The sequence below is a fragment of the Nonomuraea sp. NPDC049378 genome (genome assembly GCF_055586745.1).
In genome coordinates this window covers 72,675-86,214 of record NZ_JBVJHP010000007.1, presented here as the reverse complement: position 1 = coordinate 86,214, position 13,540 = coordinate 72,675, and the positions used below count along the sequence as shown (strand labels likewise).

Here is a 13,540-nt window from a genome sequence, read left to right as displayed (position 1 = left end):
TGCTTGTCAACGGACCATTTGAACCGTCTAGCGGACCTCGATTCTCGCGTGTCATGACGGTTTCAGCCCCGCCGGGCATCAGACGAGTCACGGACTCACCCCCGGTCGACCGTCAGGAGAAGAACTCCCCGTGCCGCGGGCGGCGAGCCGGAGCGGGCCGTCACAGGCCGAGATAGATGCGCCGGACCTGGGGGTCGTTTCTCAGCTCGGCGGAGGTGCCCGTTGCGGCGATCACGCCGTTCTCCATGACCAGGCAGGTGGTGGTGACATCGAAGGTGAGCTTGGCGTTCTGCTCGACGAGCAGGATGGCCAGGCCGTCGGCGTTGAGCCGCTTGAGCACGCCGGCGATCTCGGCGACGAGAATCGGCGACAACCCCATCGAGGGCTCGTCCAGGAGCATCACCTGGGGCCGGCACATCAGCGCCCGGCCCACCGCCAGCATCTGCTGCTGCCCGCCGGACAGCGCGCCCGCCAGCCGGTGGCGCATCTCGCCCAGCACCGGGAACAGCTCGTACACCTCGTCGACAGGGGTGCGTTTCCAGCTCTTGGTGTACGCGCCGAGCAGGAGGTTCTTCTCCACCGTGAGGCCTGGGAAGACGTGCCTGCCCTCGGGGACGTATCCGATGCCGTGCCTGACCAGCGTGTGCGCGGGCGCGCGCAGCAGGTCGTGGTCGCCGAAGCGGATGGCCCTGGCCTGACGCGGGGCCAGCCCCATGACGGCCTTGAGCGTGGAGGACTTGCCCGCGCCGTTGGCGCCGATGATGCCCAGCGACTGGCCGGCTTCGAGGGTGAAGGAGACCTCGTGGGTGGCGCGGACACCGCCGTAGTGCACTGACAGTCCTTCGACGGTGAGCGTGGTCATCGGGTCGCCTCCTCCACCGCGGCCTCCGCGGTCTCCTCGGTCGGTGCAGCCATCGAGTCACCGAGGTAGGCGGCCACCACGTCCGGGTGCACGGCCACCTCGGCGGGCGGCCCATCGGCGATGACCTTGCCGCTGGACAGCACCGTGACCTGGTCGCACAGGGACATGACCAGCCCCATGTGGTGCTCGATGATGATCACGGTGACGCCCGAGTCCCTGATGGAGCGCACGATCTCGGCGAGCTGCCGCACCTCCTCGCCGTTCAGCCCGGCGGCGGGCTCGTCGAGCAGGAGCAGGGTGGGGGACATGGCCATGGCGCGGGCCAGTTCGATGCGGCGCTGGATCCCGTACGGCAGTGAGCGCGGCTCGGCGTCGGCGACCTCGGTGAGCCCGAAGCGTTCGATGAGCTCCTCCGCCCTGCGGCGCAGCGTCCGTTCCTGGCCCAGCACCTTCCACGGCAGGATCGGGTAGCGCCAGATCCAGAAGGCGCGGGTGCGGTCAAGGGCGAGCAGCAGGTTCTCGCGCACGCTGAGATCCTCGAACAGGCGCAGGTTCTGGAACGTGCGCGCCACGCCGCGCTGCGAGAGCCGGTAAGGCGCCAGCCCCGTCACCCCGCGGCCGCGCAACTCGACCGACCCCTGCGTGGCCGTGTAGAAGCCACTGATCACATTGAACAGCGTCGTCTTGCCCGAGCCGTTCGGGCCGACGATTCCGCGGATCTGACCGGTGGGAACGGTGAGGGACACCGCATCGAGGGCGACCAGTCCCTTGAACCGCATCGTCACCTCCCGGACCTCCAGCGCGGCCTGCCCGTCGACGACGGACGCGGCGTCGTAGGGCAGGAACGGGCCCAGCTGAGCCCGCGAGGCGCCGGTGCGCCGGCGCACCAGGTGCCTGATCTGGCCGGGCAGGCCCGCCAGGCCCTTGGGAGCGAAGACCACCACGAGCACGACCACCAGGCCGTAGCCGAGCTGGGCGTAGCCGGAGGCGTCCAACAGGGCCTCTCTGATCAGGGAAAGCCCGATCGCGCCGACGACGCAGCCCAGGATGCTGCTCCGGCCGCCGATGATGACCATGGCGAGCAGCAGGAACATGTTGGCGATGTTGAACGACTCGGGGGCGACGAAGCGGATGAGCCCGGCGTACAGGATGCCGGCCACGCCTCCGTACAGTCCGGACAGCACGAACGCGGTCATGCGCAGCAGCGGGATCTCCGCGCCCAGCGAGCCTGCGGCCAGGTCGTCGTCGCGCATCGCGCGCAGCCGGCGGCCCAGCGGCGAGCGGGTGACCAGCAGCGCGAAGGCCAGCGCGACCGCGAAGACGATCACCTCGACGTAGTAGAACAGGTAGCCGCTGGACAGGTCGATGCCGAACATGGGCGGCACCGGGATGTCGCTGATGCCCTCGGCGCGGCCCGCGATCGTGGAGTTGGTGACCCAGTTGGTGAAGGCCAGCGCGAGGCCGAGGGTGACGATGCCCAGGTAGTGCGACTGCATGCGCAGCGCCGGGATGCCGGTCAGCACGCCGAACACCACCGCGGTCAGCAGCGCCAGCACGGCCGCCGTCCAGAAGCCGAGCCCGGCCTCGGTGGTCAGGATGGCCACCGTGTAGGCGCCGACGCCGAAGAAGGCGACCTGGGCCAGATTGATCTGCCCGGCCACGCCCATCGTCAGGCCGAGCCCGATGGCCAGGATCGCGAAGATGATCGCGACGTCGGCGACGTGGATGGCGTAGCCGCCCAGGCCGTAGGGCAGCAGCCAGGCCGCGACCGCGGCGATGGCGATGAGCACCAGACGTTTCATGCGCGGTTCACCGTTGCCTCTCCGAAGATGCCGGTGGGGCGGATCATCACGATCACCGCGAACACCAGGAAGGTCACGAGTTCGGAGTACTCCTGGAAGTTGCCGGCGGCGAAGGCGTCGAGCAGGCCGAAGGCCAGGCCGCCGACGATCGCGCCCGGCATGCTGCCGAACCCGCCGAGCATGGCCGCGGCGAAGCCCTTGATGCCGAGCGTGCCGCCCATGGTCGGGTTGACGTACAGCAGGGGCCCGATGAGGCTGCCGGCCAGCGCGGCCAGGCCGGCGCCGATCCCGAAGGCCAGGGCGTTGCTGCGGCCGACGTGGATGCCGCACGCGGTGGCGGCCTGGTGGTCCATGGCGGCTGCCTGCATGGCCGCGCCGCGCTTGGTGCGCTGCAGGAACAGCGCCAGCAGCCCGGTCGCGGCGGCGGCGACGGCGATGACGAGCAGGCTGTAGGCGGGGATGCGGATGCCGCCCAGGTCGATCGGCCCCGTCGCGACCGGCGACGGCACGGCGTGCCCGGTCGCGCCCCAGACGAGCACCGCGCCCGCCTCCAGGACGGCGCCGAAGCCGATCGTGCCGATCAGCATCAGCGTGAAGTCCTTGTTCTCCAGCGGCCGCAGGAAGCGCTCGATCACCAAGCCGATCAGGCCGGTGACCGCGATCGCCACCACGACGGCCACGGCGAACGGCAGCTTGCTGGCCATGTAGAAGGTGGAGGCGGCGTACGCGCCGATCATCACGACGCTGCCGTGGGCGAAGTTGACCAGGCCCATGGTGCGGTAGACGATCGAGAAGCCCATCGCCACCAGCGCGTACACCGCCCCGAAGGTGATCCCGCCGATCAGGGTCTGAAGGAAGACCTGCACGTCAGCTCGCGGCCTCGGGCACGACCTTGCCGTCCTTGACCAGGCCGATCTTGGTCTCGTGGATGCCGACGCCGTTGGCGTCGTAGTTGTAGGTGCCGAGCAGCCCGGCGCGCTTGGCGCCGCGGATGGCGTCGGCCAGTTTCCGACCGCCCTCGCCGCCCGTCTGCTTGAGGGCCTCGACGAGGATGGACGCGCCGTCGTAGGCCTTGGCCACGTGCATGCGGGCGTCCTCATCGTAGACGGACTTGTACTTGGCGGCGAACTCCTCGATCTGCGGGCTGGCCTCGTTGCTCAGGTAGGGGGAGCTGACGATGGTGCCTTCGGCGTTCTCCGAGCCGGCCGTGGTCGCGTACACGTCGGTGCCCACGGGGGCGCCACCGGCGAAGACCGCCTTGATGCCGAGCTCGCGGGCCTGTTTGGCGATCAGCCCTGACTGGACCTCCTCGGCGCCGATGAACAGCACCTCCGGGTCCTGCTCGCGGATCTTGGCGAGGTTGGAGTTGAAGTCCTTCTGGTCGGGGGTGACGACCTCGTCGGCCAGCGGGGTGACGTTCCTGATCTTGAGCGAGGCCAGGAACGCGTCATGCTCGCCGGCCCCGTACGCGCCGTTGTTGCTGATCAGCGCGATCTCCTTCATGCCCTTGTCGTCCACCAGGTGCTTGGCCAGCGTCTCGTCGAAGGTGACGCTGGTCGGCGCGTTGAGGAACAGGAACGGGCTGCCCAGCTCGGCGAGCTTGGGCGACTGGCCCGAGGTGATGTTGGGGATCTTGGCGTCCTTCAGGATGGGCGCCATGGCCAGGGTCACCGCGCTCTCGGCGGTGCCGAGCATGGCGATGTAGCCTTCGGCGGCGATCTTTCTGGCCACGTTCGTGCCCACGGTCGGGTCGCCCTGGCTGTCGAACAGGTCGAGCTGAATCTGCCGTCCGTTGACGCCCCCTGCCTTGTTGGCCTCGTCGATGGCGAGTTTGACGCCCTTGTGCTCCCACTGGCCGAGCGAGCTGAGCTGGCCGCTCTGCGCGTTGACGTTGGCGATCTTGATCGGGCCGGTGGCCGTGGCTGCGGTGTCGGCTTGCTGGCCGGGCGGGGCACAGGCGGCGACGGTGATCAGGGCCGCTGCTGCGATGGAGAATCTCGTGAAACGCACGGTTCACCTCGTCGGGGGGTAGGTGAGTCTCAATTCACGGACTAGTACGTTCGTTATAAGTGACAGGAACGGTTGAGGGAATCTCGAACTTACAACGGTTTCAGCCCTTCAGTCGGTGAAGAGACCCTGGTATATGTCCGTGATGTTCCAGTGGCCGGGCGTCGGAACCGGCTCGTTCACCATCGGCACATCGATCACGGCGGGTCGTCGGTTCGTGATGGCCTCGTGTAGCGCTGTTCCGAGATCGTCGGGCGTGGCCACCGTATGCCCGTCGGCCCCGCAGGCTCGGGCGAGTGCGGCGAAACCGGGGCTGTAGGGCCGCCCGGCGGGATCGACGAAGTCGCAGCCGTGGCTGCGGCCGAAGTGCGCCGACTGCAGGTCGGAGATCGTGCCGTGGGAGCGGTTGTTCATCACTACGAAGATCACCGGAGTGCCCTGCTCGACCGCCAGCGGCAGCGAGGGGAGCTGTGCGCTCATGCCGCCGTCGCCGACCAGCGCCACCACGACGGCCTCAGGCCGGGCCAGCTGCACGCCCACGGCGGCGGCCGGGCCGAAGCCCATGGTGGAGGCGCCGCCCGGGGTGATGAAGCGGCCCTCGGCGGGCAGCTCGTAGCACCGCGCCACGCCGTTCTTGTTCCAGCCCACGTCGGTGACCAGGAACGCGTCCGGCGGCAACGCGTCCCGCAGGTCCTTCAGGATGCGCTCGGGCCGCAGCGGGAAGTCCGCGCTCCCGCCGCGTTCCCGGCTGGCCGAGAACAGCTCCGATCGAGCCTGCTGGATCTGCTTGCGAAGCTCGGGCCTCGAACGTGCGGCGTGAGACGTGGCGGCATCGGCGATCGCCTCGACCGCGAGCCGGACGTCGGCGACCGCGCCGATGGCGGCGGGGTAGTTGCGGCCGATCTCGGCCGGGTCGATGTCGATCTGGATGAGCGTGCTGCCGGAGAGGTCCCATGTGAAGCGGGGATCCCAAGAGCTGGCGTCGGTCTCGGCGAAGCGGGTGGCGAGCGCCAGCACCACGTCCGCCTCGCGGGCGTAGGCGTTGGTGAGCTCCAGTCCCCAGAAGCCGGGCATACCGAGGAGCAGCGGGTGCGCGTCGGGCACGGTCCCCTTGGCCATGAGCGAGTGGACGATGGGAAGGTCCAAGTGCTCGGCCAGCCGGATCAGGGCCTCGGGCCTGTCGCGCAGCCCGCCGCCCACGTAGATCAGCGGCCGCTCCGCCGCGGCCAAGCGGGCGGCGATCAGCTCGGCCGTGTCCTGCGGCAGCCCGGGCGGCGCCGCGCGGCTGATCGGCGGATACGGTGCGGCGGGACGGGACAAGACGTCCATCGGCACGTTCACCAGCACGGCGCCCGGACGTCCCGCCGTGGCCGTCCAGAAGGCGCGCTCGACGAAGCGGCCGAGGTCCTGGGCCCGGTGCACGTTCCAGGCCCGCTTGACGAACGGCCGGAACACGCTCGCCTGGTCGGCGTCGGCGTGCAGGTTGATCTCCTGGTGGGGATGCCGGCCCTGGTAGTAGGACGGGATGTCGCCGGAGATCACCACCATCGGCACCGAGTCCAGCGCGGCCGTCATGACGCCGGTGGCCGCGTTGGTCAGGCCGGGCCCGACGTGGACCAGCAGGACTCCCGGCTTGCCGGAGGCCCGGGCGTAGCCGTCGGCGGCGTGCGCGGCGGCCTGCTCGTGGCGGCCGATGACGAAGCGGATGCGGCTGTCGGCCAGCGCGTCCAGAACGGCGATGTTCGTGTGGCCGCACGTGCCGAAGACGTACTCGACGCCGAGCTCCTCGAGTTGGGCGACGAGGGCGTGAGCGGCTGTGGTGGTCAACGGTCTCCCCAGATGGTCAGGCCTTTGAGCATGAGCGTCTTGGTCACGGTGAAGTCTTCGATCATCCAGCGCGGCGACTCGCGGCCGATGCCGGAGTCCTTCACCCCGCCGAACGGGACGTGGTCGAGCCGGAAGTTGGAGGAGCCGTTGACGACCAGGCCGCCGACCTCCAGCTCGCGCCAGGCGGTGATGACGCGGCGGACGTCGTGGGTGAACAGCCCGGCCTGCAACCCGTACGCGCTGCGGTTGCACGCCTCGATCACAGCGTCGAAGTCGTTGTAGGGCAGCACGGCGACCAGGGCGCCGAACACCTCCTCGCGAACCACCCGGGCCTCGGCGGGCGGTGCGACGACGACGGTCGGCGCCATCACGGCGCCGTCGCGCGTGCCGCCGGCCGTCACCCTGGCGCCCTGACCGGCGGCCTCAGCGGTCCAGCGGACCACCCGCTCGGCCGCGTCGTCGTCCACCATGGAGCCGACGTCGGTCGCCGGATCCAGGGGATCGCCCACGACCAGGCCTTTGACCTGCGCGGTCAGCTCCTGCGAGAACTCCTCGAAGCGGCTGTGGTGCACGTACACGCGCTGGACGGAGATGCAGCTCTGCCCGGAGTTGCTGTAGCCGGTCCGCGCGCAGGCGGACGCCGCCTCCGCGATGTCGGCGTCCTCGCAGACGATGGTGGCGGCGTTGCCGCCGAGTTCCAGCATCACCCGTTTCGGCCCGGCGGCGTGGGCGACGGCGTGGCCGGCCGTGACGCTGCCCGTGAAGCTCACGACGGCGATCTCCGGCGCGGCGCACAGCCGCGCGCCCAGCTCCCCGCCCCCGTGCAGGACCTGCACCGCCTCCACCGGCATGCCGGCCTCCAGCATCAGCTCGACCAGGGCGGTCGAAACCGCGGGGGCCTGCGGCGGCGGCTTGACGATCGTGGTGTTGCCGGCCGCGAAGGAGGCTGCGAGCTTGTGCGCGAGCAGGTTCGCGGGCGCGTTGAACGGCGTGATCGCCAGCACCGGGCCCGCGGGCGCCCGCTGGGTGATCGCGGTGTTGCCCACCCCGCGGCCCCAGCCCGCCACGGGCAGCACCTCGCCGCCGATCATCCTCGCCTCAGCCGCGGCGACGGACAGGGTGTCCGCGACACGCACGATTTCACCACGCCCGTCCTTGAGGGGTTTGCCCAGCTCCAACGCCAGCAGCCCTGCGAGGCGGTCCCCCTGCGCCGTGACCGCGGCCGCGGCGCGTTCCAGGACGCCGGCCCGGGTGGCGGGCGCCAGCCGCGCGACACGTCCGGCCGCCTGCCGCGCGTAGGCCAGGGCCGCGTCGACGTCGCCGGGTGGGGTGGTTCGTGCCCGGCTCACGACCTCCCGCAGGTAGGGGCCGACGCGGTCGGCGTGCTCTCCGCTGGTCAACCACTCCCCGGCGACTAAGCACCTGGCTTCGTTGATGGTGTTCATGGTCGACGACTCCCATCGATCCGCGCAGTGGTTCTCAAACTCCGCAGTGTGGATTGCCTCACGGTATGAGCATGCCGAAGGTTCTGGCAAGGGGGTCGGGTAATCCACTTGATGGTTCTTATGGACCGCTATGCGGACTGGGTGTTAGCGTACGGACCACATGAGAAGGTGAGCGGCAGATTCGCCTTCAACTCACAAGTGAGGATCCGTGCCTTCATCCATTCCTGCGGAGCCCGGGGAGAGCGGGGGCGTGCGCAGCGTCCAGCGCGCGTTCGACATCCTCTCCCTGCTCACCGAGGATCGCCGGACGCTGACGATCCGCGAGGTCGTCGACGAGACCGGACTGGCCAAGACCACGGCTCTGCGGCTGTTGCAGACGCTTGAGCACATGGGCCTGCTGTGGGCCACGCCCAAGGGCTACACGGCCGGGCCGGCGCTGTGGCGCTGGGCCCACCTGGCCCGATCGGCGTGGGAACTGCCGCCTGAGACCGTCCAGCTCATGCGTGAGCTGGGCATCCGGCATCGCGAGACCGTCAACCTCTACGTGCTGCGCGACACGCACCGCATCTGCATCGCCCAGCAGGAGAGCCCGCAGCCGCTGCGCCACGTGGTGCGGGTCGGCGACGAGCTGCCCCTGTGGGCGGGGGCCTCCTCCAAGATCCTGCTGAAGGACGCCTCGGAGCGGCTGCTCCAGCGGGTGGCCCGCTCCTCTCCCGACGGCGCGGCACACCTGGCCACGTTGCGGAGCTGGATCGACGAGGCGGCACACGCGGGGTACGCGGTGAGCCACGGCGAGCGCGAGCCCGGCCTGTCGGCGGTCGCGGTCCCGGTCACGGGCGGTTCGCGAGCGACCGTGGCGGCGCTGACGCTCAGCGGCCCCACCGTCCGCTTCACCGAAGAGCGTGTCGGGAAATTCGCCGCAGATCTGCGCGAGGCCGCGAAGCGCATGTCGGAGCGCGGGTTCGACCATCCACTGACCTGACCTATGGAGCGTGAATGCAGCAGTTGCCACTGGACGGCGTCAAGGTCGTGGACCTGACCAACGTACTGGCCGGGCCGTACTGCAGTTACCAGCTGATGTTGTTCGGCGCGGAAGTGGTCAAGGTGGAGCTGCCCGGCGCAGGGGACCTCGCCCGGCGGCTCGGACCCGACCCGGAGCTCAATCGGGAGCAGATGGGGGCCTCCTTCCTCGCCCAGAACGCCGGCAAGAGGTCGGTCGAGCTCGACCTCAAGAGCCCGGCAGGGCGGGCCGCCTTCGAGTCGCTGGTGGCCGGGGCCGACGTCCTGCTGGAGAACTTCCGCGCCGACGTGCTGGCGAGGCTCGGCTACGGCTGGGACCGCCTGCGCGAACTCAACCATGGCCTGGTCTACTGCGCGATCTCCGGCTTCGGCCAGAGCGGACCGATGAGCGGGGCGCCCGCCTACGACCAGATCATCCAGGGGCTGTCCGGCATGATGAGCGTCACCGGCACGCCCGACACCGCGCCACTGCGGGTGGGTTTCCCCATCTGCGACACCATCGGCGGGCTGATGGCCGCGCTGGCGGTGTCCGCCGCGCTGGCCGGGCGCCACCGCACAGGGCAGGGCTGCTTCCTGGACCTGTCGATGCTGGAGGCGTCGATCTCGGCTATGGGCTGGACGGTGTCGAACTACCTCATCAGCGGCGTGGAGCCGGAGCCGATGGGCGACCAGAACGCCACCGCCGCCCCCTCGGGCACGTTCGAGACCGCCGACGGGCCGCTCAACATCGCCGCCAACCAGCAGCCTCAGTTCGAGACGCTGTGCCGGCTCGTCGGGCGGCCCGACCTGCCCGCCGATCCGCGCTTCGCCGAGCGGGAAGCGCGCAAGACCCACCGGCGGGAGCTCAACCGGGAGCTCAACCAGGCGCTACGGGCCAAGACCGCACTGGAATGGGAGGAGATCCTTTCCCGCGAGGGCGTGCCCGCCGCCCGAATCCTCACCGTCCCCCAAGCGCTCACACTCGACCAGGTGCGTCACCGGGGCTTTCTGACAGAGGTGCCGTTCGCCGGAGCGGACGAGCGGCGGGTCACGGTGACGGGGAACGGTGTCGTCGTCGACGGCGTCGCCCTGCGCCCGCGCGGGCCGGCCCCGCTGCTGGGCGAGCACAACGACGAGTTCGGGGCCGGGTCATGAGCGAGCCGGCCAGGACCGGGGAGGCCGCCCCCGCGGCAGGCCGCGCCCCCGAGACCGCGGTGGCCGACTGGTGGGCGACAGCGGTGTCGCGGATCGAGCCCGACGTCATCGAGCTGCGCGGGCGGCCGGTCCAGGATCTCATCGGGCGGATCGGCTTCGTCGAGATGATCTGGCTCATGCTCCGCGGCGAGCGCCCCGACCCGCGCAGGGCGGCGCTGCTGGAGGCGGCCCTGGTCTCCTCGGTCGACCACGGGCCGCACGCGCCGTCCATCGCCGTCGCCCGGATGGCCGTGACATGCGGGGTGGGGCTCAACAATGCCGTTGCCACAGGCGTCAACCTGCTCGGCGACGTGCACGGCGGCGCGGGCGAGCAGTGCGTGGCCTTGCTCGAGGAGGTGGTCGCCGACGGCGACGTGGCCGCCGTGGTCGCCCGCCGGCGCTCGCGGGACAAATACCTGCCGGGGTTCGGCCATCGTTTCCACACGCGCGATCCACGCCGGGATCCGCTCCTGGACCTGGTGTCCGAGGCCGTCACGGCTGGAGTGGTGCCGGGCGCACACCTGCGAGCCGCGATCGAGGTCGAGCGGCTGATCGCACCGGTGCCGATGAACATCGACGGCGCGACCGCCGTGGTCTACGCCGAACTGGGCTTCCCCGCGCCGCTGGCGCGCGGGCTCTTCGTGCTCAGCAGATCTGTCGGCATCCTGGCGCACGCCTGGGAGGAAGCCGGGCAGGGACGGCGCAACAAGGGGCCGATGCCGCCGTCCGTGCTGCCTACCTGGCTCTGAGCGTGGGAAGGGGAGACCCGCTGCGGTGGATCTCCCTTCCCGCGGTCCCGGCGCGCCTTGCCGGGTGTGCGCAAGAGCTTGTTCCCGCGAAGATCCGTGGTTACGCTCAAGCTCCCCCAGTGGACCTATCGATCCGCCTGGTGGATCGAAATGCGAGGTGTCCATGCGCAGCCGACTCTCCATCGCCACCGCCGCCGCAGCGGCGGCCGTCCTGCTCACCGCCACCGCCCCCAGCTCCGCCGCCTCTCCCGAAGGGGCGCGCAACCTCGGTGATCCCGACTACGGGGTCTGCCGGGGCACCGACCCCCGCTGCTATCACGACTGGGGCAACTTCGACCCCTCCGAGGGTTACAGGCTGCTCGTCTACAGCCGCACCGCCGGCCCGCGTCACGCCCACCTCGGCACCCCGCTCGCCCCTGGCATGAACCCGCCGCTCAACGACGACAACGTCGCCGTCAAGGCGATGGTCGAGCTGGGCCGGGAGAACGGCTTCACCGTCGACCACACCGAGGACGTCGCCCAGCTCGCCTCGGCCGGGCGGCTCCTGAACTACAACGCGGTGATGTTCCTCAGCACCACCCGCGACGCCCTCGACGACGCCGCCCAGACCGCGCTGCGCCAGTACGTCCGCGCGGGCGGCGGCTTCATCGGCGTGCACAACGCCTTCGGCACCGAGTACAACTGGCCCTGGTACGAGGGCCTGCTCGGCAACGCCAACTTCTACGACCACAGCGCCAACCAGCCTGGCACCGTGGTCACCGTGAACCGCCGCGACGCCTCCACCCAGGGGCTACCCCGCACCTGGGCCTTCTCCGACGAGTGGTACAACCTCGTCCCCGCGCCCACTCACGTCCGGGTGCTGGCCGAAGTGGACGAGAACACGCTGGCCCGCGGGGTACGCGGCAACCTCGGGCACCCCGGCCACGGCAGGCATCATCCCGTGAGCTGGTGTCAGTACTACGACGGCGGCAAGGCCTGGCTGACCACCCTCGGGCATGACGTCAAGGCGTGGACCGATGAGCCCATGGAGGGCGACCGGTATTTCGTCCAGCACCTGCTGGGAGGTGTCAAGTCCGTCCTCGGCATGGCTCCGTTCTGCCGCTGAGATCGGCGATCGGAACGCACGTCCCCTTCGCCTCCGGTCAGAGGATGTGGCCGGAGGCGAAGGCGTGGCTGCGGCGCACCAGCTCCCACACCGTCTCCAGCTCGTCGTCGTCGCGCGGGCCGTACACCATGATCAGAGTGGGCGGGCAGCGGCCCTCCAGCACCAGCGGGTGGAACTCGCCCCACCCTCGTGCCACGGCCTCGGCGGCGTCCCGCTCGGGCAGCAGCAGGTGCAGGCTCCCGTCGGACGCGCCGTGCAGGTGGGCGAACTCGGTGCTGCCGCGGACGAACGCCGGGCCGGGCCCGAGCGCGTGCTCCGGGTCCAGGTGCAGCGCGCGGGTCTCCGGCAGGGAGACGACGCTGGCGCCGGTGCGTACGTGGCCGAGCCCGGCCATCCGCCGCCACAATTCTTCCTGCAGCTGCACCGGCGCGATCTGGTCGAGCTGCTGGTGCGGGATCTCGGGAAAGGTGGCGGGACGGTCGCCGCACCGCTCCCGCAACGTGGATATCGCTGCTTCTTGACTGCTCGCACTGCTCACACTGAGTAATCATACATGTGCGATATGTAGCGACATAGGGGTGTGCGCCTCCGACTGACCGTCACGCCGTGATGTCTGATCCCGTCAGGTAGTGCTGCACCACCGGGCCGATCTCCCGCACCAAGGTCTCGGTGTCGGCCTCGGCCATCGGCGGGAGCCGCAGGACGTAGCGGGTGAGTGCCAGGCCCAGCAGCTGCGTGCTGATCAACCCCGCCCGGAGCGCCGCCCCCTCGGCCCCGGTCAGCCGGGCCACCTGCGAGGCGATCTGGCCGGCGAACACCTCCCGCATGCGCTCGGCGGCCATGGGGTTGGTGCTCGCGGAACGGAGCAGCAGGATCAGCACGTCGTCGGACAGGTCGCCCTCCCAGCGTGCCAGGAAGTGGCGCACGAGCAGCTCGCCGAGCCGGTCGAGCGGCGGGTCCTCGACCCGGTCGAGCCGCAGGTCGACGTCCACGGCGGCGCTGAACAGCCCGGCCTTGCTCCCGTAGTAGCGCATGACCATCGACGGGTCGACGCCCACCTGCGCGGCGACGGCCCTGATCGTCATGCCCTCGAAGCCCCGCTCGATGAGGAGTTTCCTGGCGGCCGAGAGGATGGAGGTCCGTGTGGCGGCCGATCGCTCGGTGAAAGCCATGACAACGATTGTAGGCCAACACTCGTACGCACTTTCCTGGGCACGGGTGGCGCCGGATCTCCGATGAAGCTCCTCCCGGATGATCGCCGATCGCCAGGAGGCCGCATGACGATTCCCGCGCCCGGCGCCACGGGCACGCCGGCCGCCCCGTTCGACCTCGCCCGCCGGCTGGCCGGGGCTCGGGATGAAACTTTCACCGCGGGAACCCGCAGGTCGGCGGGCATGCCTCCGAGGGCCGGTTGACGGTGGCCCCGGCGCGTGCGATCAAAGCTCGAACAGCGACGACCAGCCTTCGAGTAAGGCGGATCTCCCAACGAACTCGGCTATCCCGGCAGCGTCACACCCATTGGGAAAGCGCTTACCAAAGAGGAGGACGAC

Annotated in this window: 13 protein-coding genes; 5 read left to right on the top strand and 8 right to left on the bottom strand. The window is 70.2% G+C overall.

The window, feature by feature from the left end; translation table 11 throughout:
• Positions 1-160 precede the first annotated feature (160 nt).
• The 6 genes from ACZ6SA_RS16760 to ACZ6SA_RS16735 all read right to left on the bottom strand — a co-directional run bounded on the left by ACZ6SA_RS16760 (position 161) and on the right by ACZ6SA_RS16735 (position 7,943).
• A complete protein-coding gene (locus tag ACZ6SA_RS16760) occupies positions 161-862 on the bottom strand; it encodes an ABC transporter ATP-binding protein (RefSeq protein ID WP_465828728.1) in 702 nt (233 codons plus the stop codon).
• Positions 859-2,664: a branched-chain amino acid ABC transporter ATP-binding protein/permease gene (locus ACZ6SA_RS16755; protein WP_347650135.1), complete on the bottom strand. Its 1,806-nt coding sequence runs from the start codon at positions 2,662-2,664 to the stop codon at positions 859-861. Before ACZ6SA_RS16755 ends, ACZ6SA_RS16760 begins: the two co-directional genes overlap by 4 nt.
• A complete protein-coding gene (locus tag ACZ6SA_RS16750) occupies positions 2,661-3,530 on the bottom strand; it encodes a branched-chain amino acid ABC transporter permease (RefSeq protein ID WP_347650134.1) in 870 nt (289 codons plus the stop codon). Before ACZ6SA_RS16750 ends, ACZ6SA_RS16755 begins: the two co-directional genes overlap by 4 nt.
• 1 nt (position 3,531) lies before the next feature.
• Positions 3,532-4,674 (bottom strand): ABC transporter substrate-binding protein, encoded by a 1,143-nt coding sequence (locus tag ACZ6SA_RS16745; protein ID WP_465828725.1) that lies wholly within the window; start codon positions 4,672-4,674, stop codon positions 3,532-3,534.
• 108 nt (positions 4,675-4,782) lie between these two features.
• A complete protein-coding gene (locus ACZ6SA_RS16740) occupies positions 4,783-6,498 on the bottom strand; it encodes a thiamine pyrophosphate-binding protein (RefSeq protein ID WP_465828723.1) in 1,716 nt (571 codons plus the stop codon).
• On the bottom strand, positions 6,495-7,943 hold the full coding sequence (locus ACZ6SA_RS16735) for an aldehyde dehydrogenase family protein (protein ID WP_347650131.1): 1,449 nt from the start codon (positions 7,941-7,943) through the stop codon (positions 6,495-6,497). Before ACZ6SA_RS16735 ends, ACZ6SA_RS16740 begins: the two co-directional genes overlap by 4 nt.
• A gap of 250 nt (positions 7,944-8,193) precedes the next feature.
• Between ACZ6SA_RS16735 and ACZ6SA_RS16730 the strand changes: the two genes are divergently transcribed.
• The 4 genes from ACZ6SA_RS16730 to ACZ6SA_RS16715 all read left to right on the top strand — a co-directional run bounded on the left by ACZ6SA_RS16730 (position 8,194) and on the right by ACZ6SA_RS16715 (position 11,990).
• The gene (locus ACZ6SA_RS16730; protein ID WP_465828720.1) at positions 8,194-8,925 is read left to right on the top strand and encodes an IclR family transcriptional regulator; all 732 of its coding nucleotides are present in this window, start codon (positions 8,194-8,196) and stop codon (positions 8,923-8,925) included.
• A gap of 14 nt (positions 8,926-8,939) precedes the next feature.
• Positions 8,940-10,097 carry a CaiB/BaiF CoA transferase family protein gene (locus ACZ6SA_RS16725; RefSeq protein ID WP_347650129.1) on the top strand — a complete coding sequence of 386 codons (1,158 nt, stop codon included), beginning with the start codon at positions 8,940-8,942 and terminating at the stop codon, positions 10,095-10,097.
• Complete coding sequence (locus tag ACZ6SA_RS16720; RefSeq protein WP_347650128.1) at positions 10,094-10,885, top strand: citryl-CoA lyase; 792 nt, start codon at positions 10,094-10,096, stop codon at positions 10,883-10,885. Before ACZ6SA_RS16725 ends, ACZ6SA_RS16720 begins: the two co-directional genes overlap by 4 nt.
• A gap of 163 nt (positions 10,886-11,048) precedes the next feature.
• Complete coding sequence (locus ACZ6SA_RS16715; protein ID WP_347650127.1) at positions 11,049-11,990, top strand: ThuA domain-containing protein; 942 nt, start codon at positions 11,049-11,051, stop codon at positions 11,988-11,990.
• A gap of 37 nt (positions 11,991-12,027) precedes the next feature.
• On the opposite strand, the gene ACZ6SA_RS16710 is transcribed toward ACZ6SA_RS16715, so the two are convergent.
• Together ACZ6SA_RS16710 and ACZ6SA_RS16705 are read right to left on the bottom strand one after the other, a co-directional pair.
• Positions 12,028-12,528, bottom strand: a complete 501-nt coding sequence (locus tag ACZ6SA_RS16710; protein ID WP_347650126.1) for a luciferase domain-containing protein — start codon at positions 12,526-12,528, stop codon at positions 12,028-12,030.
• Between the two features lie 61 nt (positions 12,529-12,589).
• On the bottom strand, positions 12,590-13,162 hold the full coding sequence (locus ACZ6SA_RS16705; RefSeq protein WP_347650125.1) for a TetR/AcrR family transcriptional regulator: 573 nt from the start codon (positions 13,160-13,162) through the stop codon (positions 12,590-12,592).
• Between the two features lie 105 nt (positions 13,163-13,267).
• Between ACZ6SA_RS16705 and ACZ6SA_RS16700 the strand changes: the two genes are divergently transcribed.
• Positions 13,268-13,405: a hypothetical protein gene (locus tag ACZ6SA_RS16700; protein WP_347650124.1), complete on the top strand. Its 138-nt coding sequence runs from the start codon at positions 13,268-13,270 to the stop codon at positions 13,403-13,405.
• The last annotated feature ends 135 nt before the right edge of the window (positions 13,406-13,540 follow it).